24 protein-coding genes are annotated in these 18,456 nt (G+C 72.0%); 17 read left to right on the forward strand and 7 right to left on the reverse strand.

Annotation, left to right across the window (positions count from 1 at the left end; translation table 11 throughout):
• Positions 1-363 precede the first annotated feature (363 nt).
• The 12 genes from ACFZBT_RS04205 (at position 364) to ACFZBT_RS04260 (ending at position 8,505) form a co-directional block, all read left to right on the forward strand.
• Positions 364-2,211 (forward strand): transketolase, encoded by a 1,848-nt coding sequence (locus ACFZBT_RS04205; protein ID WP_391098083.1) that lies wholly within the window; start codon positions 364-366, stop codon positions 2,209-2,211.
• Positions 2,208-3,137 (forward strand): non-homologous end-joining DNA ligase, encoded by a 930-nt coding sequence (ligD, locus tag ACFZBT_RS04210; protein WP_391098084.1) that lies wholly within the window; start codon positions 2,208-2,210, stop codon positions 3,135-3,137. Before ACFZBT_RS04205 ends, ligD begins: the two co-directional genes overlap by 4 nt.
• 91 nt (positions 3,138-3,228) lie before the next feature.
• The gene (locus tag ACFZBT_RS04215) at positions 3,229-3,600 is read left to right on the forward strand and encodes a gas vesicle protein GvpO (RefSeq protein ID WP_391098872.1); all 372 of its coding nucleotides are present in this window, start codon (positions 3,229-3,231) and stop codon (positions 3,598-3,600) included.
• Between the two features lie 46 nt (positions 3,601-3,646).
• On the forward strand, positions 3,647-4,081 hold the full coding sequence (locus ACFZBT_RS04220; RefSeq protein WP_104780933.1) for a gas vesicle structural protein GvpA: 435 nt from the start codon (positions 3,647-3,649) through the stop codon (positions 4,079-4,081).
• On the forward strand, positions 4,078-4,854 hold the full coding sequence (locus ACFZBT_RS04225) for a GvpL/GvpF family gas vesicle protein (RefSeq protein WP_391098085.1): 777 nt from the start codon (positions 4,078-4,080) through the stop codon (positions 4,852-4,854). Before ACFZBT_RS04220 ends, ACFZBT_RS04225 begins: the two co-directional genes overlap by 4 nt.
• A gap of 4 nt (positions 4,855-4,858) precedes the next feature.
• Positions 4,859-5,125, forward strand: coding sequence for a gas vesicle protein GvpG (locus ACFZBT_RS04230; RefSeq protein ID WP_391098086.1), 267 nt, complete (start codon positions 4,859-4,861; stop codon positions 5,123-5,125).
• Entirely contained in the window at positions 5,122-5,766 is a 645-nt protein-coding gene (locus tag ACFZBT_RS04235) for a DNA primase (RefSeq protein ID WP_391098087.1), read from the forward strand. Before ACFZBT_RS04230 ends, ACFZBT_RS04235 begins: the two co-directional genes overlap by 4 nt.
• The gene (locus tag ACFZBT_RS04240; RefSeq protein ID WP_391098088.1) at positions 5,763-6,863 is read left to right on the forward strand and encodes an SRPBCC family protein; all 1,101 of its coding nucleotides are present in this window, start codon (positions 5,763-5,765) and stop codon (positions 6,861-6,863) included. Before ACFZBT_RS04235 ends, ACFZBT_RS04240 begins: the two co-directional genes overlap by 4 nt.
• Entirely contained in the window at positions 6,860-7,201 is a 342-nt protein-coding gene (locus ACFZBT_RS04245) for a gas vesicle protein (protein WP_215117553.1), read from the forward strand. Before ACFZBT_RS04240 ends, ACFZBT_RS04245 begins: the two co-directional genes overlap by 4 nt.
• Positions 7,198-7,953, forward strand: coding sequence for a GvpL/GvpF family gas vesicle protein (locus ACFZBT_RS04250; protein ID WP_391098089.1), 756 nt, complete (start codon positions 7,198-7,200; stop codon positions 7,951-7,953). The genes ACFZBT_RS04245 and ACFZBT_RS04250 overlap by 4 nt, the downstream gene beginning before the upstream one ends.
• Positions 7,954-7,993: 40 nt before the next feature.
• Entirely contained in the window at positions 7,994-8,182 is a 189-nt protein-coding gene (locus ACFZBT_RS04255; RefSeq protein ID WP_184588487.1) for a gas vesicle protein, read from the forward strand.
• Between the two features lie 53 nt (positions 8,183-8,235).
• Positions 8,236-8,505, forward strand: a complete 270-nt coding sequence (locus ACFZBT_RS04260; RefSeq protein WP_391098875.1) for a gas vesicle protein GvpK — start codon at positions 8,236-8,238, stop codon at positions 8,503-8,505.
• 27 nt (positions 8,506-8,532) lie between these two features.
• On the opposite strand, the gene ACFZBT_RS04265 is transcribed toward ACFZBT_RS04260, so the two are convergent.
• The 3 genes from ACFZBT_RS04265 to ACFZBT_RS04275 form a co-directional block, all read right to left on the reverse strand.
• Positions 8,533-8,703, reverse strand: a complete 171-nt coding sequence (locus ACFZBT_RS04265; RefSeq protein WP_391098091.1) for a hydrophobic protein — start codon at positions 8,701-8,703, stop codon at positions 8,533-8,535.
• Between the two features lie 48 nt (positions 8,704-8,751).
• Positions 8,752-9,567: a methyltransferase domain-containing protein gene (locus ACFZBT_RS04270; RefSeq protein ID WP_391098092.1), complete on the reverse strand. Its 816-nt coding sequence runs from the start codon at positions 9,565-9,567 to the stop codon at positions 8,752-8,754.
• A 106-nt stretch (positions 9,568-9,673) separates the two neighbouring features.
• On the reverse strand, positions 9,674-11,170 hold the full coding sequence (locus ACFZBT_RS04275; RefSeq protein WP_391098093.1) for a phosphatase PAP2 family protein: 1,497 nt from the start codon (positions 11,168-11,170) through the stop codon (positions 9,674-9,676).
• A gap of 112 nt (positions 11,171-11,282) precedes the next feature.
• On the opposite strand from ACFZBT_RS04275, the gene ACFZBT_RS04280 reads away from it, so the two are divergent.
• Positions 11,283-12,902, forward strand: a complete 1,620-nt coding sequence (locus ACFZBT_RS04280; RefSeq protein WP_391098094.1) for an ATP-binding cassette domain-containing protein — start codon at positions 11,283-11,285, stop codon at positions 12,900-12,902.
• Between the two features lie 142 nt (positions 12,903-13,044).
• On the opposite strand, the gene ACFZBT_RS04285 is transcribed toward ACFZBT_RS04280, so the two are convergent.
• On the reverse strand, positions 13,045-14,145 hold the full coding sequence (locus tag ACFZBT_RS04285; RefSeq protein WP_391098095.1) for a Vms1/Ankzf1 family peptidyl-tRNA hydrolase: 1,101 nt from the start codon (positions 14,143-14,145) through the stop codon (positions 13,045-13,047).
• Positions 14,146-14,238: 93 nt separating this feature from the next.
• Here ACFZBT_RS04285 and ACFZBT_RS04290 point away from each other — a divergent pair, with 93 nt between their 5' ends.
• Positions 14,239-14,496 carry a DUF6158 family protein gene (locus tag ACFZBT_RS04290; RefSeq protein WP_345663248.1) on the forward strand — a complete coding sequence of 86 codons (258 nt, stop codon included), beginning with the start codon at positions 14,239-14,241 and terminating at the stop codon, positions 14,494-14,496.
• Positions 14,497-14,520: 24 nt separating this feature from the next.
• Here the strand turns inward: ACFZBT_RS04290 and ACFZBT_RS04295 are convergent, their stop codons facing one another.
• From ACFZBT_RS04295 to ACFZBT_RS04305, 3 genes are all read right to left on the reverse strand, one after another.
• On the reverse strand, positions 14,521-15,063 hold the full coding sequence (locus ACFZBT_RS04295; protein WP_391098096.1) for a DJ-1/PfpI/YhbO family deglycase/protease: 543 nt from the start codon (positions 15,061-15,063) through the stop codon (positions 14,521-14,523).
• Between the two features lie 76 nt (positions 15,064-15,139).
• Positions 15,140-15,571 carry a CBS domain-containing protein gene (locus ACFZBT_RS04300; RefSeq protein ID WP_391098097.1) on the reverse strand — a complete coding sequence of 144 codons (432 nt, stop codon included), beginning with the start codon at positions 15,569-15,571 and terminating at the stop codon, positions 15,140-15,142.
• Between the two features lie 84 nt (positions 15,572-15,655).
• Positions 15,656-16,057, reverse strand: a complete 402-nt coding sequence (locus tag ACFZBT_RS04305) for a DUF2795 domain-containing protein (protein WP_391098098.1) — start codon at positions 16,055-16,057, stop codon at positions 15,656-15,658.
• A 158-nt stretch (positions 16,058-16,215) separates the two neighbouring features.
• Here ACFZBT_RS04305 and ACFZBT_RS04310 point away from each other — a divergent pair, with 158 nt between their 5' ends.
• The 3 genes from ACFZBT_RS04310 to ACFZBT_RS04320 all read left to right on the forward strand — a co-directional run bounded on the left by ACFZBT_RS04310 (position 16,216) and on the right by ACFZBT_RS04320 (position 18,313).
• A complete protein-coding gene (locus ACFZBT_RS04310; RefSeq protein WP_391098099.1) occupies positions 16,216-16,407 on the forward strand; it encodes a hypothetical protein in 192 nt (63 codons plus the stop codon).
• Positions 16,408-16,642: 235 nt separating this feature from the next.
• A complete protein-coding gene (locus ACFZBT_RS04315; protein WP_391098100.1) occupies positions 16,643-17,437 on the forward strand; it encodes a SigB/SigF/SigG family RNA polymerase sigma factor in 795 nt (264 codons plus the stop codon).
• A 192-nt stretch (positions 17,438-17,629) separates the two neighbouring features.
• Positions 17,630-18,313 (forward strand): hypothetical protein, encoded by a 684-nt coding sequence (locus ACFZBT_RS04320; RefSeq protein ID WP_391098101.1) that lies wholly within the window; start codon positions 17,630-17,632, stop codon positions 18,311-18,313.
• Positions 18,314-18,456 lie beyond the last annotated feature (143 nt).

The following is an 18,456-nucleotide window of genomic DNA, read 5'->3' on the forward strand; positions in this document are numbered from 1 at the left end:
CGGGAGCCGGTCCGGTGGTGAGCCTGTGCGGAGCGAGCCGGGTGGTGAGCCCGCGCGGAATCAGCCCGGTGGTGAGCCCGCGAAGAACCAGTCGGGTGGTGAGGCCGCCGGGAGCCGGTCCGGTGGTGAGCCTGTGCGGAGCGAGCCGGGTGGTGAGCCCGCGCGGAATCAGCCCGGTGGTGAGCCCGCGAAGAACCAGTCGGGCGGTGAGCCCGCGAAGAACCAGCCGGGTGGTGAGCCCGCGAAGAACCAGCCCGTGCCCGTTCCTCAGCCCCCTGACGATCAACCACCCCCGGGCCCCGATGTCGCCCCCGGCCCCGTCAAGCGTTCCGACCCACCGGACGACTCCACGAAAGGAGACTCATGAACACCGGTGAACTCACCGAACTCGGACAGCAGCTGCGCGTGGACAGCGTCCGCGCCGCGGCCGCCGCGGGCTCCGGGCATCCGACGTCCTCGATGTCCGCGGCCGATCTGATGGCCGTGCTGCTCGCCCGCCACCTCCGCTACGACTTCGACCGTCCCGCGCACCCCGGCAACGACCGTTTCGTGCTGTCCAAGGGACACGCCTCGCCGCTGCTGTACTCCGCGTACAAGGCGGCCGGTGCCATCGACGACGAGGAGCTGCTCACCTTCCGCAAGCTGGGCAGCCGCCTCGAAGGGCACCCCACCCCGCAGCGCTTGCCGTGGGTCGAGACGGCCACCGGCTCGCTCGGGCAGGGCCTGCCGGTCGGAGTCGGCATCGCGCTGGCCGGAAAGCGGCTGGACCGCACCGGCTACCGCACCTGGGTGCTGTGCGGCGACAGCGAGCTGGCCGAGGGATCGGTGTGGGAGGCCGCCGAGCACGCCGGGCACGAGCACCTGGACAACCTCACCGTGATCGTCGACGTCAACCGGCTCGGCCAGCGCGGCCCCACCCGGCACGGCCACGACCTGGACGCCTACGCCCGCCGCTTCCAGGCCTTCGACTGGCACACCATCGAGGTCGACGGGCACGACGTGGACGCCGTCGACCGCGCCTACGGCGAGGCCGCCTCTACCAAGGGCCAGCCCACCGCGATCCTCGCCCGCACCCTCAAGGGCAAGGGCGTCGAGGGCGTCCAGGACCGCGAGGGCCTGCACGGCAAGCCGCTGCCGGAGGCCGAGGAGGCGATCGCCGAACTCGGCGGGCCGCGCGACATCCGCGTCCGGGTGCAGGAGCCGTCGGCCGTCCGCATGCTGCACGCCGTCCACACCGGGACCCACGAACTCCCCAAGTGGGACAAGGGCGAGGAGGTCGCCACCCGCAACGCCTTCGGCGAGGCACTCGCCGCGCTCGGCACCGGCCGCGGCGACATCGTCGCCCTGGACGGCGAGGTCGGCGACTCCACCCGCGCCGAGTTCTTCGCCAAGGAACACCCCGACCGCTACTTCGAGTGCTACATCGCCGAGCAGCAGCTGGTCGCCTCGGCGGTCGGGCTCGCCGCGCGCGGCTGGACGCCGTACGCCGCCACGTTCGCCGCCTTCCTGACCCGGGCCCACGACTTCATCAGGATGGCGTCCGTCAGCGGCGCCGGCATCAACCTGGTCGGCTCGCACGCGGGCGTCGCCATCGGCCAGGACGGGCCCAGCCAGATGGGCCTGGAGGACCTGGCGATGATGCGGGCGGTGCACGGCTCGACCGTGCTGTACCCGTGCGACGCCAACCAGACCGCCCGGCTCGTCGGCGCGATGGCCGGCCTGGAGGGCGTCCGCTACCTGCGCACCTCGCGCGGCGAGAGCGCGGTGCTCTACGGCCCCGACGAGGAGTTCCCGGTCGGCGGGAGCAAGGTGCTGCGCTCCTCGGAGAGCGACCGGCTGACCCTCGTCGCGGCGGGCGTCACCGTGCACGAGGCACTGGCCGCCGCCGACGCCCTGGAGCGGGAGGGCATCCAGGCGCGGGTGATCGACCTGTACTCCGTGAAGCCCGTCGACCGTGCCACCCTGCGCCGGGCCGCCGAGGAGACCGGCTGCCTGGTGACCGTCGAGGACCACCACCCGGAGGGCGGCATCGGGGACGCGGTCCTCGACGCCTTCACCGACGGACGGCCCGTCCCGCGCCTGGTGCGGCTCGCCGTACGGTCGATGCCCGGCTCGGCGTCCCCGGCCGAGGCGCTGCACGCCGCCGGCATCGACGCCGAGTCGATCGCGGCGGCGGGGCGGCTCCTGGTGGAGGAGGCGGTCGTGCCGTGAGCGGCGGCGACGGCGCGCGCAGGGTGCGGGCCGGCCGCCGGACCGTGGAGGTGCACCGGCCGGACAAGGTGCTCTTCCCCGGCGGCGCGGACGCCAAGGAGTACACCAAGGGCGACCTGGTGGACTACCACCGGGCCGTCGCGCCCTTCATGCTGCCGCACCTGCGCGGCCGTCCGCTGATGCTGGAGCGGCACCCGGACGGGCTCGACGGGCCGACGTTCATGCAGAAGAACACGCCGGAGCACTACCCGGAGTGGATCAGGCGCGTCGAGCTGGCCAAGGAGGGCGGCACCGTCCGCCACACCGTCTGTGACGACACCGCCACCCTCCTCTACCTCGCCGACCAGGCGAGCATCGCCCTGCACCGCTGGCTGTCCCGCGCCGACAGCCCCGACCACCCCGACCGGCTGGTCTTCGACCTCGACCCCGCGGGCGACGACTTCGAGGCCGTGCGCGCTGCCGCCCGGCTGCTCGGGGAACTCCTGGACGAGCTGGAGCTGCCCTCGGCGCTGATGACCACCGGCTCCCGCGGGCTGCACGTGATCGTGCCGCTGAACGGCCGGCACGACTTCGACGAGGTGCGCGCCTTCGCCCGGGACGTCGCCGACACCCTCGCCGGCGACCACCCCGACCGGCTCACCACCGCCGCCCGCAAGAAGGACCGCGGCGGGCGGCTCTACCTCGACGTGCAGCGCAACGCCTACGCCCAGACCGCCGTCGCACCCTTCACGGTCCGGCCCCGGCCGGGCGCGCCCGTGGCGACCCCCATCACCTGGGACCAGCTGGACGACCCGGAGCTGCACGCCCGCGGCTGGACCATCGCCGACGTCGTCGAGCAGGCCCGCACCAACCCGTGGTCCGGCCTGCTGAACCGTGGCCGGGCGCTGGGACCGGCCCGGCGGCGGCTGAACGCGCTGCGCGGCTGAGCCCCACCCGTATCGCCCGGCGGGTGGCAGATGCATGAGTCCGTAGAGGTTTGGCGAACACTCTTGCGGCCACACGGAGGGGGAGGTGGCCATGTCGAACACAAGAGACACGCAAGAGTCACAGGGTTCACAGAAATCCCAGGACTCACAGAATTCGAGCAAATCGGACGACGAGCAGACGGCCCGGAAGCGGCCGAGCCCGATGGACGTGCTGCGTCAGGCGCGCGGCCAGCTCGCGGAACTCACCGGTATGGAAGCCGAATCCGTGTCGTCCTTCGAGCAGACGGACGAGGGCTGGGCGCTGGAGGTCGAGGTCCTCGAACTCGAGCGCGTGCCCGACACGATGAGCCTGATGGCGAGCTACCAGGTGGAGCTCGACGCCGACGGGCAGCTCACGGGTTACCGGCGTGTCCGCCGCTACGAACGCGGTCGATCCGACGCGCGCAGGTCCGGCGGCCGCTAGGCCGCCCGACCGGACCCGCACCCACACACGAGGAGGAACACCCGGCATGACAGTCGTACCGGCACAACAGTCCGGCGGCGGAGGCGGTAGCAGCGGTCTCTACGACGTACTCGAACTTGTTCTGGACAGGGGGCTCGTCATTGACGCATTCGTGCGCGTCTCCCTGGTCGGTATCGAGATCCTCAAGATCGACGTCCGCGTCGTCGTCGCCAGCGTCGACACCTATCTGCGCTTCGCCGAGGCGTGCAACCGGCTCGACCTGGAGGCCGGGCCGCGCAAGGACCCGGGCCTGCCCGACCTGGTCGGTGAGATGACCGAGTCCGGAGCGCGCGGCAAGTCCAAGGGGGCGCTGTCCGGCGCCGCCGAGACCATCTCCGACGCCTTCAAGCAGGCGCGCGACGAGGGCTCCGAGCGTCAGGGCGAGTCCCGTCCCCGCGCCCGTAAGAGCACGTCGTCCCGCCGGAAGGAGGAGCAGGAGTGAGCACCTACGTCTACGGCATCGCGGCCGACGCGCACCCGGCGCTGCCCGAGGGCATGGGCGGTGTGGGCGACCCGCCCCGTCCGGTGCGCGTCCTGCGCGAGGGCGAGCTGGCGGCCATCGTCAGCGACGCTCCCGAGGGGCTGCGGCCCAAGCGCAGGGACCTGCTCGCCCACCAGAACGTGCTCAGCGAGGCGGGTGCGGCCGGCTGTGTGCTGCCCATGCGGTTCGGCAGTGTCGCCCCGGACGAGAGCTCGGTCACCGGGGTGCTCGCCGAGCGGGCCGAGCACTACAAGGAACGCCTGCGGGCCCTGGAGGGCCGGGTCGAGTACAACCTCAAGGCCAATCACGTCGAAGAGGCCGTCCTGCACCAGGTGATGGCCCAGAGTCCCGACATCCGCGCTCTCGCCGAGGCCAACCGGCAGTCCGGCGGCGGCAGTTACGACGACAAGATCCGGCTCGGCGAGCTGGTCGCGGCCGCGGTCAAGGCCAGGGAGGCGGACGACGCCGCCGCACTGCGGAGCGTCTTGGACTCCGCCGCCGAGGACGTCAGCGTGGGCCCCGAGTCCACCGGCTGGCTGGCCAACGTGTCGTACCTGGTGGACCGGGAGTCGGCCGAGCAGTTCCTGGCCGCGGTCGAGCAGGCACGCAAGGACATGCCGCACCTGGAGGTGCGGGTCAACGGCCCGCTGCCGCCGTACAGCTTCGTCGAGCCCGGCCCGGCCGAGCCGGCGGGCACCGTGGCGAGCGGCACGGACACCACCGGAGCGGGGTGACGACATGGGTCTGATCTCGGAGGTGCTGCTGCTGCCGCTCGCACCGGTGCGCGGCAGCGCCTGGGCCGTCAGACAGGTGCTCCAGGAGGCCGAGCGGATCTACTACGACCCCGCCACGATTCAGGCCGAACTGGCCCGCCTGGAGGAGCGGCTGGAGGCCGGAGAGATCACGGAGGAGGAGTTCGACCGTCTTGAGGACGAACTCCTCGACCGGCTGGAGACCGCCTCGCGCGGGAGCGCGGGAACAGGCCAACAAGGGACGGCACAATGAACCGAACAGGACTGGGCCTCGCGGTGGGGGCCGGATACCTCCTGGGACGTACCAAAAAGCTGAAGATGGCGATCGCCATCGGCGGACTGGTGGCCGGGAAGAAGCTGAACCTGAGCCCGCGCATGGTCGCGGAGCTGCTCCAGCAGCAGCTGCGGAACAACCCGCAGTTCAAGGAGATAGGCGACCAGCTGCGCGAGGATCTGCGCGGTGTCGGCAAGGCCGCCTCCGGTGCCATGGTCGAGCGGCAGATCGACGCCCTCGCCGACCGGCTGCACGGCCGTACGGCCCAGGTGCGCGACCAGCTGACGGGCGTGGTGCCCGGTGGTCGCGACGACGACGCCGAGGACGCCGACTACGACGAGGACGAGGAGCCCGAGGCCGAGGAGCCCGAGGACTCCGGGCCGGAGCAGGACGAGGAGCCGGAGCCGGCCGCGAAGAAGGCCCCCGCCAAGAAGGCGCCCCCGAAGAAGACGGCGAAGAAGGCGCCCGCGAAGAAGGCCCCGGCCAAGAAGGCACCCGCGAAGAAGACGGCGGGCAGGAAGGCCGCGGCGAAGAAGACCACGGCCGCGAAGAGGGCGACCTCGGGCAACCGGGGCGGCAGCGCCCGGGGCCGGCTGCCGAAGGGAGGCGGTGAGGGATGAGCGACAGTCTGGGATCGGCGAAGTCCGCCGCGAACGGCGCGACGAAGAACCCGCTCACCGACCTGGCCCACAGCGAGGCCGCAGACCGGCTGAAGGCCGAACTGCAGGAGTACCTCGCCGCCCAGGCCACCCGCATGCTGACGGGCGTGGGCCGCAAGCTCGGCGAGACCACCGGCAAGCTGAACGACATCGCCGAGGGCAACAGCCCCGGCTTCGCGAAGCTCGCCCTCGACGGCGGCAAGAAGATCGCCGAGGGCAAGGGGCCGCTGCGAGCCGCACTGGAGACCGGCGGCTCGCGTCTCAAGGACAAGGTCACCGGCGCCTTCAAGGGCCTCGGCGGCAAGGGCAAGGGCAAGGGCCGCTCCGGCAACAAGCCCACCGTCATCATCGAGCACATCGATGTCGGCGTACCGCTGCGCACGGCGTACGACCAGTGGACCCAGTACCAGGACTTCAGCACGTTCGCGAAGGGTGTCAAGTCCGCGAGCAAGGCCGACGACACCACCTCCGACTGGCAGGCGAAGATCTGGTGGTCCAACCGCAGCTGGAAGGCGACCACGACCGAGCAGGTCCCCGACGACCGCATCGCCTGGACCTCCGAGGGGGCCAAGGGCACCACGAAGGGCGTCGTCTCCTTCCACCGGCTCACCGACAGCCTCACCCGTGTGCTGCTCGTCATCGAGTACTACCCCTCCGGCTTCTTCGAGAAGACCGGCAACATCTGGCGCGCCCAGGGCCGGCGCGCCCGGCTCGACCTCAAGAACTTCGTCCGCTTCATCACGATCAAGGGCGAGGCGGAGGACGGCTGGCGCGGCGAGATCCGCGACGGCGAGGTCGTCGTCAGCCACGAGGACGCGCTCGCCGAGGAGGAGTCCGAGGAGGAGCGCCCCGAGGGCGAGGAACCGGAGGGCGAGGAGCCGGAGGACGAGTACGAGGACGAGGAAGAAGAGGAAGAGGAAGAACCCGAGGGCGAGTACGAGGAAGACGCCGAGGCCGAATACGACGAGGAGGCCGAAGGCGAGGAAGAGCCCGAGGAGGAGCCTGAAGAGGAGTACGAGGAAGAGGACGAGTACGCCGACAGCGGGAGCCGTCGATGACCACGCCCAGCAGGATGCCCGAACCCTATGGAGGCCAGGGGAGCAGCGCCAACCTCGCTGACATCCTGGAACGGGTGCTGGACAAGGGCATCGTCATCGCGGGCGACATCCGCATCAACCTGCTCGACATCGAACTCCTCACGATCAAGCTCCGCCTCATCGTCGCCTCTGTCGACAAGGCCAAGGAGATGGGCATCGACTGGTGGGAGAGCGACCCGAACCTGAGCTCTCGGGCCCGCCGTGATGAACTGACCCGCGAGAACGCCGAGTTGCGCGAGAGGCTGGCCCGGCTGGAGGAGCTGGAGCCGGGCCGCGCGGAGAAGAAGGAGGCCCCGTGACCGGACTGCGGTACGTCTACGCCGTCTGCCGCCCCTTCGGTACGCCGCTCCAGTCCCAGCTGTCGGGGGTGGCGGGCGATCCGCCCCGGGCGCTGACCCACCACGGTCTCGTCGCCGTGGTGAGCCATGTGCCGGAGCGGGACTTCGCCGAGGAACCGCTCCACCGTCATCTGGAGGACCTGGACTGGCTCACCGAGACCGCCCGTGCCCACCAGGGCGTGATCGACGCGCTCACCACCGTCACGACCCCGCTGCCGCTGCGGCTCGGCACCGTCTTCCGGGACGACAGCGGCGTACGGATGATGATGGAGGCCCGGGAAGAGGACTTCCAGCGCACCCTCGACCGGCTGGAGGGCCGGGTCGAGTGGGGCGTGAAGGTGTACGCCGAGTCCGAGCAGCAGGAGAGTCCCCGGCCCGCGCAGAAGCCCGCGTCGGGCCGGGACTACCTGCGGCAGCGGCGTATGCAGACCAGGTCGCACGAGGAGATGTGGCAGAAGGCCGAACACTTCTCGACCCGACTGCACGAAAACCTCTCCGAATTCGCGGAGGATTCCCGGCTGCATCCCCCGCAGAATCCCGCGCTCTCCAAGGCGACCGGGCGGAACGTATTGAATGCCGCATATCTGGTGCCGCGCGCCGATTCCGAGGAATTCGTGGAACTGGTGGACCGTACGAAGGGCGATGTGCCCGGAATGCGTATCGAGCTCACCGGCCCCTGGGCGGCCTATTCGTTCGCCGGGGAGGCCACATGACCGACCGCCGGGGAGGCCACATGACCGACGGAGAGAAGCCGTGACCGTAGTGGAACGCCGTGAGGTCGCCCTCGTGGACCTGCTCGACCGGCTGCTCGCCGGCGGTGTCGTGATCACGGGGGACATCACGCTGCGCATCGCCGACGTCGACCTGGTCCGGATCGACCTCAACGCGCTCATCAGCTCGGTGAACGCCCAGGTGTCCTCACCGTTCGAGGAGTTGCTGTGACGTCGGCCGACAGCCCCCGACCCCGTCCCGATCCCCGTCCGCGCGGCAAACGCATGGACCTGGAGCCCGACACCGTCGAGCGTGACCTGGTCAAACTCGTGCTGACGGTGGTGGAACTGCTGCGTCAGCTCATGGAGCGCCAGGCGGTGCGCAGGTTCGACGTGGGGGATCTGACCGAAGAGCAGGAGGAGCGGGTCGGGCTCACGCTGATGCTGCTCGAGGAACGGATGACGGAACTGCGCGAGCGCTACGGACTGCGGCCCGAGGACCTCAATCTGGACCTCGGGCCGCTCGGACCGCTGCTTCCCCGGGACGGGGGCTGAGTCAGCCCGCTGATTCAGCGGGCTGACTCACCACCTGTACCAGCGGCCCCGGCGCCCGGCTGCCGACGTGCCACGCACGAAGAATCCCAGCAGCCACAGGACGAGAACCGCCAACGCAATCCACCAGAGCACCTTTACCGCGAATCCGGCACCGAACAGAACCAAAGCCAGAAGCAGTACCAGCAGAATGGGAACCATTATGTGAACCTCCTGCATTCAGGGTGTCCCCGAAATGGCTTTTCAGGCTTACTTTCTGCAGAGAATTTCTCCGTGCAGCACGCTGAACCAGCCGTCCTCCCGCTCGCCCCACGCGCGCCACGCCCCGGCCGCGTCCCGCAACTCCTGCTCGCCGGCGTGCCCGCCCAGCCGGGCCCGGTCCGCGTACGTCGAGGCCAGGGTGCGGTCGGCCCAGAGCCCGCTCCACCAGGCCCGCTCCTGGGGCGTGGCGAAGGTCCACGTTCCGGAGCTCGCCGTGACGTCCGTGAACCCGGCGCGCAGCGCCCAGGACCTCAGCCGGCGCCCGGCGTCCGGCTCACCGCCGTTGGCCCGGGCGACCCGGCGGTAGAGGTCCAGCCAGTCGTCGAGCCCCGCCGACGCCGGATACCAGGTCATCGCCGCGTAGTCCGCGTCCCGCACGGCGACGATGCCACCGGGCCTGACGACCCGCTTCATCTCCCGCAGGGCCCGCACCGGATCGCCCACATGCTGGAGCACCTGGTGCGCGTGGACCACGCAGAAGGTGTCGTCCGGGTGGTCCAGCGCGTGCACGTCGCCGACGGCGAAGTCGATGCCGGCCAGTCCCCGGGCGGCCGCCGTGGCGCGCGCCTGCTCCAGGATCTCCGGCACCCGGTCGACGCCGGTGACCTGTCCGCCGGGCACGAGTTCCGCCAGGTCGGCGGTGATCGTGCCCGGCCCGCAGCCGATGTCCAGGATCCGCATGCCGGGCTTGAGCCAGGGCAGCAGATAGGCGGCCGAGTTGGCCGCGGTCCGCCAGGTGTGCGAGCGGAGCACCGACTCGTGGTGCCCGTGCGTGTAGACGGCGGTCTCCCGTGGTTCCGGCATGGCGGATCCCACCCCTTCCGTTCCTCCGGTCGGCATGGGATCACCGTACGCATCGGGGTCGAATAATGAGACCCGCATCCTGCCATATGGACTGACGAGGCGTCAGTCAGTAGCCGGTGATGGGCCGGTACACGGTCAGCGCCTCGGGCAGCTTCTCCAGTGTCACGCGGCCCTCGACGTCGATGACCTCGCCGTCGTAGGCGAGCAGCGTGCCGGGGGCCACGTGGTCCAGACGCAGCCGCCCCACCTGGACGGCCGCGTGGGCGGGCGAACGGGTCAGCGGTCCCGCGAGGGCGGCGGCCAGCAGCCGTGCGGCGGGCCGGCGCCCACCGTGCACGACCCGGACGTCGAGCTGCCCGTCCGCGAGGTCCAGCCGCCGCCCGGGTGCGAGCCCCACGCGGTGATAGGTGCCGTTCCCGGCGAACAGCAGCCACAGCGGGCGCGTGCGGCCCTGGAACTCGGCCTCCAGCGGATGCCGGCCGGCCCGTAGCACCCGCCGGACCGCGAGCACACCGGCCGGCCAGCCGCCGATCCGGTGCGACCAGCGCTCCCGCTCGCGCACCAGCTCCGGATAGACGCCGACACTGCAGGTGTTGAGGAACACGCCGTGCTCGTCGCCGCAGGAGAACCGGCCGACGTCCACGCGTACGGCATCGCCCTGGCGCAGTGCGCGGGCCAGGTCGCGGGCGTCCTCCACACCCAGGTCGTAGGCGAAGTGGTTGAGGGTGCCGCCGGGCAGCACGGCGAGCGGAAGCCGGTGCTGGAGGGCGGTGCGGGCGGCGGCGTTCACGGTGCCGTCGCCGCCGCACACGCCGAGGACCCGGGCGCGCCCCGCCGCCTTCTCCAACTCCTCGGCCACGTGCTGCGGTTCGCACTCGACGACCTCGGCCCGGGGGAGTTCGTCGCGCAGGGCCCGGGCCCGCTCGGCGGTTCCCGCGGCGGTGTTCGCCACGAGCACGAGCCCCTCACCCTCCAGCAGCGCCGGGACCTCCGCGCGCGGGCGGGCCGGTGGGGCGACCTGCGACCGCGTCGGCACCAGGCTCCGCACGGCGAACGCGGCGCCCGCGCCCAGGGCCGCGCCCGCCAGGACATCGCTCGGGAAGTGGGCACCGGTGTACACGCGGGAGAGGGCGACCGAGGCGGCCACCGGGGCGACGGCCGCGCCCCATGCCGGGGACTCCAGGGCGACACCGGTGGCGAAGGCGGCGGCCGAAGCGGCGTGCCCGGAGGGGAACGACGTGGTGATCGGCTGCCGTTTCAGCTGCCTGATCAGTGGGACCGGGTCCAGCACGGGGCGGGGGCGGCGTACCGAGCGCTTGCCGAGGGTGTTGACGGCGAGGGAGGCGAGGCCCAGCGAGGCCAGACCGCGGGTCGCCGCGCGGCGGGCCCTGGGCGTGCGGCTCGCCGCGAGGGCGGCGGCCGCCGCGCACCACAGCACGCCGTGGTTCGCGCTGCGGCTGAGCCGGGGCAGGACGGGTCCGGCCCCGGGCCAGTGCCGGCCGGCGGCGCCCTCGAAGAGTCGGCGGTCCAGGGCGAGAACGCGGTCGCGCAGGGGGTGCTGCCCGGGCTTCGTCATGGTGAGGTCCAGGTCGGGGGTTGTCATGGGGGTGCGGGTACCCGGAGGGGGGTGGGCACACCGTCGCCTCACCGTGTTCCGCGTCGCCGGTGCCAAATGCGGTTGCCCCTCAGGAGCCGACACCGCAGAATCCCTGCTCATGGGTCACCTCGAAGCCGCGCACCTGGAGTACTACCTGCCCGACGGAAGGGCGCTGCTGGGCGATGTGTCGTTCCGGGTGGGGGAGGGGGCCGTCGTGGCCCTCGTGGGGCCCAACGGTGCCGGGAAGACCACCCTGCTCCGCATGCTCGCCGGTGAGCTGAAGCCGCACGGCGGTTCCGTCACCGTCGGCGGCGGTCTCGGCGTGATGCGGCAGTTCGTCGGATCCGTGCGCGACGAGACGACCGTGCGCGACCTGCTCGTGTCCGTGGCCACGCCCCGCATCCGCGAGGCGGCCCGGGCCGTCGACACCGCCGAGCACGCCATCATGACCGTCGACGACGAGGCCGCCCAGCTCGCCTACGCCCAGGCCCTCGCCGACTGGGCCGAGGCACGCGGCTACGAGGCCGAGACGCTGTGGGACATGTGCACCACCGAGGCCCTGGGCATCCCGTACGAGAGGGCCCAGTGGCGGCAGGTCCGCACCCTCTCCGGCGGCGAGCAGAAGCGGCTCGTGCTGGAGGCGCTGCTGCGCGGCACCGACGAGGTGCTGCTGCTCGACGAGCCCGACAACTACCTCGACGTACCCGGCAAGCGCTGGCTGGAGGAGCGGCTCGCCGAGACCCGCAAGACCGTGCTGCTGGTCTCGCACGACCGGGAACTCCTCGCCCGCTCGGCCCAGCGCATCATCTCCCTGGAACCCGGCCCCGCCGGCGCGGACGCCTGGGTGCACGGCGGCGGTTTCACCACCTTCCACGATGCCCGCCGGGCCCGCTTCGCCCGCTTCGAGGAGTTGCGCAGGCGCTGGGACGAGAAGCACGCCCAGCTGAAGAAGCTGGTGCTGACGCTCCGTCAAGCAGCCGAGAACAGCACGGACATGGCCTCCCGCTACCGCGCAGCCCAGACCAGGCTCCGCAAGTTCGAGGAGGCCGGCCCGCCCCCGGAGCCGCCCCGCGAGCAGGACATCAGGATGCGTCTCAAGGGCGGCCGCACCGGCGTCCGGGCCGTCACCTGCGAGCAGCTGGAGCTCACCGGTCTGATGAACCCCTTCGACCTGGAGGTCTTCTACGGCGAACGCGTCGCCGTCCTCGGCTCCAACGGCTCCGGCAAGTCCCACTTCCTGCGGCTGCTCGCCAGCGGCGACGTGGCGCACACGGGCCACTGGAAGCTGGGCGCCCGGGTCGTGCCCGGCCACTTCGCGCAGACCCACGCCCACCCGGAGCTGGAGGGCCGCACGCTCCTCGACATCCTGTGGAAGGAGCACGCGCAGGACCGGGGCGCCGCGATGTCCCGGCTGCGCCGCTACGAGCTCACGAATCAGGCCGAGCAGACGTTCGACCGACTGTCCGGCGGTCAGCAGGCCCGGTTCCAGATCCTTCTGCTGGAGCTCCAGGGCGTGACGGCGCTGCTGCTCGACGAGCCGACCGACAACCTCGACCTGGAGTCCGCCGAGGCGCTCCAGGAGGGCCTGGAGGCCTTCGAGGGCACGGTCCTCGCGGTCACGCACGACCGCTGGTTCGCCCGCTCCTTCGACCGCTACCTGGTCTTCGGCAGCGACGGCCGGGTCCGGGAGACCCCGGACCCGGTCTGGGACGAACGCCGAGTGGAACGCGCCCGCTAGGGGCGCAGCCCCGGGGCCCGCGCCCCGGGGCTGCGCCCTTCAGGGGCGCGGGGAACTGCGCGACCAGCCACAACGCACCCGCACCCGCACGGCGGCAAGCACTCCTACGGCGACGAGGCGCACAGGGCGCACACCGGCCGGTTCACTTCCACCGAAGCAACGCCCCAAGTCCCCCCACAGGAACCTCCTCCTCCGCAACCGCCAGCGCACGCGCGTCCGTGGCGACGGCCGACCGGATCAACGCGTCATCCGCCCGGGCGGGCCACGAGTGCTGCTCGCCGAGGATCTTCAGGTCCGTGCGCCGCACAGCCACCTGGTCCGCATCCTCGCCGATCCACACCTCGCGGTGCGCGTCCGGCCCGTTCGGCCTGATCAGCAGCTCGTCGATACGGTGCTCACGCGCCGCCTCGACCAGCGCGGGAACGCCCTCCACGGCCCCGGCCCGGCCCTCGTCGTCCGGGTTCCGCCCGGCCCGGAGCCGCTCCAGCTCCGCCTCGGCCTGCCACGCCACATGCTCGGCGCGGGCCTTCTCCACGTCCTCGTCGAGGAGCCGGCTGCCGCTGCCGTGCGGCGCCTCGACCACCAGGCCGTGCAGACGCTTCGGCAACCGGTCGTGCACGGACCGCCGCTCCCGGTCTTCGCCCACGAGAATCAGCAGGTCGGCCCGCGTCTCCTCCTGGCACACGGCGAGGGCGTCGGCGATCTCCGCGGCGTTGTGCTCCCAGGTGTTCTCCACCCGCAGCTGGAAATGCCGCTCGGACCAGTCCGCGGAGCCCGTCCGGTGCACCGGCCACTGGCGCCCGCTGACGCCCCCGGCGTTCTCCCGGCTCAGTGCGCTGCGCATCTCGAAGTCCGCGCCCTTGCGGTCGACGTAGGCCACCACGCACACCGGGTCCTCGCCGGCCAGCTCCAGCAGGGGCGTGACACGCGGCAGCGGGGCCCACTCGGCCCAGTCGCCGGCCTGCGGGGGGTGGGCCAGCGGAAGGTCGAGGACCACCTCGCCGTCGCGCGCGAAGAAGGCCCGGCCGTGTGGTTCGGAGGAGTGTCGCAGATCCTCGATCGCGTTCTGCACGGCCCCGCAGGTCGCCTCGTCCGCGCCCTGCGCGGCAAGCTGCCTGGCCATGGCCTGGGCCGTGAGCTGCCGCTCGTGAGGCGTGTCCTCCGTGTGCCGGGAGGTGTCGACGTACACAGAGGCCCAGGGGCCCGAGTGTTCGTAGAGTGGGTGCAGAAAGGCGAGATCCATGGCTCCCTCCCGGGTGCCGATCGGGTGTAGTGCTCAATTGCACCGGGCGGGTACCCGTACCGCGGACACGAACACGACGAGCGGGGCGACACCATGACCGGAGTGGACCCTGACCGGCTGGACGACCAGCAGCTCATGAAGGAGCTGGAGACCATCCACCGCACGCGCCACGACACGCTGCTGTACGGGTCGAACGACGCGCTGCGGGCCCACAACGAGCGCATGGCGCAGCTCGAGGGCGAGTACCTGCGCCGCAACCCGAGCCGCCCGGTGGCCGCGGGCCGCACGCGCGAAGGGGCCCGGGAGCGGGGGAGCGGGGAGTCGGCGACTCCCACGACCCCCGGCACCTGAGCCCCTGGGACACGGGCAGCGCGCTCAGCCGGCCTCCTCGGCGAACACGTCGAGGAAGGTCTCGCAGAACGCCTTTAGGTCGTCCGGCTTGCGGCTGGTGACCAGCTTGCCCGCGCCGTGGTCGCAGACGTTGACCTGCTGGTCCACCCAGGTGCCGCCGGCGTTGCGGATGTCCGTCCGCAGGCTCGGCCAGGAGGTCAGCTCCCGGCCGCGTACGACGTCCGCCTCGACCAGGGTCCAGGGCGCGTGACAGATCGCCGCCACGGGGCGGCCGTGCTCGAAGAAGTCCCGGACGAAGGCGACGGCCTTGCCGTCCATCCGCAGTAGGTCCGGGTTGGCCACACCGCCGGGCAGCACCAGCCCGCCGAACGAGCCGGGGGCGCTCTCGCCCACCACCTCGTCCACGGGAAAGGTGTCCGCCTTGTCGAGGTGGTGGAACGCCTGGATCTTCCCCGGCTCGGTCGAGACCAGCACGGGCTCGTGGCCGGCGTCCTTCGCCGCCTGCCACGGTTCGGTCAGCTCGATCTGCTCGACGCCCTCGGGCGCGACCAGAAACGCGATACGCATGTCGCTCAACGTCCTTTCCGGTAACGGGTCCTCTTGTCCGTGGGACCCGGGATGTCCTTGAGGCCCGGGAGCGTGCTCACTCACCGCCCCGGGTGTCCGGCTCGGCGCGGCTGATGTCGGCGAGCGCCGACGCGGGGTCCTCGGCCTCGGCCAGGTCGCCGAGGCTGACCATGCCGACCGGCAGACCGTTCTCCACCACCGGCAGCCGGCGCACCGCGTGCTCGCGCATCAGCGCGGCCGCGGTCGCCACCGTGTCGTCCGGTGAGACCGTCACCGGACGCGGAGTGCACACGCTCTGCGCGCTCACCGTCATCGGATCGGCGCCGTCGGCGACGGCCCGCACCGCGATGTCACGGTCGGTGAGCACTCCGATCACGTCCTGGCCGTCGGCGACCACCACGTCGCCGATGTTCTGCGTGCGCATCAACTGTGCCGCCTCGACGAGCGAGGCGTCCGGGCGCACGGCGACCACACCCGGAGTCATCACGTCCTTCACCAACTCGGCCATCACTGGGGCCCTCTCTCCGTTCCCAGGTCGCCAGGGGTACCGCGGCGCGCCGGCCGGCGCGCCGCGGTACCCCTGGCGCGGTCACTACGCGTATTCCTCGGGCCCGGTCTCGCGGGCCCGGATCAGGGCCTGGGCCAGTTCCTGGACGCTGCCGTAGCGCTCCTGCCGCGGCAGCCGCTCCAGGGCCTCGACGAGGGTGTCGGGCGCCTGGTGGCCGCGCAGCTCGCGGGCCAGCTCACGTGAGCTCGCGGGGAACGCCTTGCGGCCCAGGCGCCGGGCCAGGTCCAGCCGCACCGACTCCAGAGGCGTCGGCGCACGGCTCGGTGTCACCGGCCCGTACGCGACCTCGGGGTCGTCCTCTGCGGCCGGCTCCGGGTCGTGCCACTCCTCACTGCGGGTGGGGTGCCCGGACCTGAGCAGACCCTGCAGTTCGTGCTTCATCTCGTCGTCCCGGTGGACGCTCAGCCGGTCGCTGCCTCGCTGCATGTCTCCCTCCAGACCTTCGGGGGTCCGCACCGCGTACCCGAACACCGGAAGCCGACACGGGCTCGGCACACCGGATCGCCACACCCGCGCTGGTTTGCGCCACGGCCTCAGGGAGACCCGCATCACACCCCCCACTCCTCCCTGGGGAAGGACCCGCCATGGCGATGCTCGCTGTGCTCATACCGCTGCTCATGCTCGGAGTGGTGCTCGTGCTGGGCCGGTACGAGGAACTGCTGCTGCCGCAGGAGAGCGCCGGTCCGCGTGAACCGGCCGGTGTACCCGTACCCCCCGCCTCCGCGGCCGCCGCTCCTTCTCCCGCTCCGGCGGGAACCCCCGCTTCCTCGCCTTGACGTCCTGCCCGGCTGTCGCTCGCCGGGCCGTGTCGGGTCACCCTGCGCTACGGCGGAAAAGCTCTCCGGGTTTGTGTGTGAGGGCCGGGGGCAGGCGCACCTGAGTGCTTCGGACAGGAGGCACGCCCGTGGGAGCGGCGTGAAGCGTCGCCCATCGGCGCCCCTGTCCCGCAGCGGATGCGCTCCCACGGTGACCGTCCACCCCAGAGCACCTGCAAGGGAATCGCGACGCATCATGGCGACTCAGACGCGCACCAAGCAGCACCCCCACGACGACGCCCCCGACACCGGCGAGGCCTTCCGCAGGCTCGCCGCCCTCCCCGCCGGCCCGGAACGCGACGCGCTCCGCGACGAGATCGTCGAGGCCTGGCTGCCCATGGCGGACCGCATCGCCGGGCGCTTCCGCAGCCGCGGCGAGAGCCTGGACGATCTGCGCCAGGTCGCGGCCCTCGGGCTGGTCAAGGCCGTGGTCCGGTACGACCCCGAACTCGGCAACGCCTTCGAGAGCTATGCCGTGCCCACCGTCACCGGTGAGATCAAGCGTCACTTCCGGGACCACATGTGGACCCTGCATGTGCCCCGCCGGGTCCAGGAGCTGCGCAACCGTGTCCGGTTCGCCTCGCAGGACCTGTCCCAGACCATCTCCGGCCGCCGGCCCACCGTGGCCGAGATCGCCGAGCACGCGAAGCTGAGCGAGGAGGACGTCAAGACCGGTCTCGAGGCGCTGGAGAGCTTCACGGCCCTGTCCCTCGACGCGGAACTGCCGGGCAGCGAGGACGGATACTCCCTGAGCGACGCGCTCGGGTCGCCGGATCCCGCGCTGGACACGGTCGTGGACCGCGAGGCGGTGAAGGACGGGCTGGCCGCGCTGCCGGAGCGGGAGCGGGCGATTCTGTACATGCGGTTCTTCTCCGACATGACGCAGAGCCGGATCGCCGAGGAGCTGGGGATCTCGCAGATGCATGTGTCGCGGCTGATCAGCCGGTGCTGCGGGAAGGTTCGCGAGCAGGTCATGCGGGATGTGGCGTAGCGCCGTAGGGGATGCGGTGCGCCGGCGAGTGCGGGCCGGTCGTGGCTGGTCGCGCAGTTCCCCGCGCCCCTAGGCGGTCGCCGTTCACTCTGTTGGGGGGTGCTGTCCCGCTAATGGGGTCCGGTTCCGCGCGGCCCTGCCGTGGGCGGGCTGTGATGGCAGAGGGGTATGACCACCGAAGGAGTCCCCTCGATGCGCCGCAGCCTGCACGCCCTGTCCGTCGCCGTTCTCGCCGGGTCCGCGCTGATGGGCTTCGCACCCGCCGTCTTCGCCGAACCCGCCGCCGAGGTCGCACCCGCCACCGTCGAGCCCGGGGGGACGCTCACCGTCTCGGTGAGCTGTGATCCGACCGGTGGGCCGCCGCCCGACACCATCGACGCCACCTCGCAGGCCTTCGAGGACGGCACGGTCCCGCTGCGCCGGGTCACCGGCAACGACGACAAGGTGTCCGGGCCCGCCTACCGGGGCACGGCCCGCATCGCGTCCGCCGAGAACTTCGAGGGCGACCCGGACGCCTCCGGCGAGGACTCGGCGTGGACCGTCGACGGCACCTGTCCGGCGGCTCCCGGCGGGGAGGGCAAGGAGTGGAGCGCGACGTTCACGGTGGCCCACGGCGGCGGTGGCCACCACAAGCCGACCCACGAGCCCACGCACCGGCCCACCCACAAGCCGTGCCCCGAACCGCGTCACGAACCGCACCACCCCCGCGACACCGAGTGCGGCGGGGCGGTGATCCAGCGCGGGGTACGGGCCGGTGACGGCGGTGCCTTCACCGACTCCGTGCCGGCCCTGGTCGCGGGCGGACTGCTGATCGCGGGCGCGTTCGGCGCCGCCGCGCACCGGCTGCGCAACCGGGAGAGCGACCCCTACCGCTGAGCTGCGGACCGTTCCCCGCCGCCCCCGGCAGGGCCCCGCTTCCCCGGCCCGGCCCGCTCATGCTGTGACCGTCACAACCCGGCGGGGCGCCCATGGGGCGGCGGCACCCTGGGTACTCAGTGGCCGAGGGCACGAGTCGCACC

The organism is Streptomyces sp. NPDC008137, from assembly GCF_042957035.1.
GTDB lineage: Bacteria > Actinomycetota > Actinomycetes > Streptomycetales > Streptomycetaceae > Streptomyces.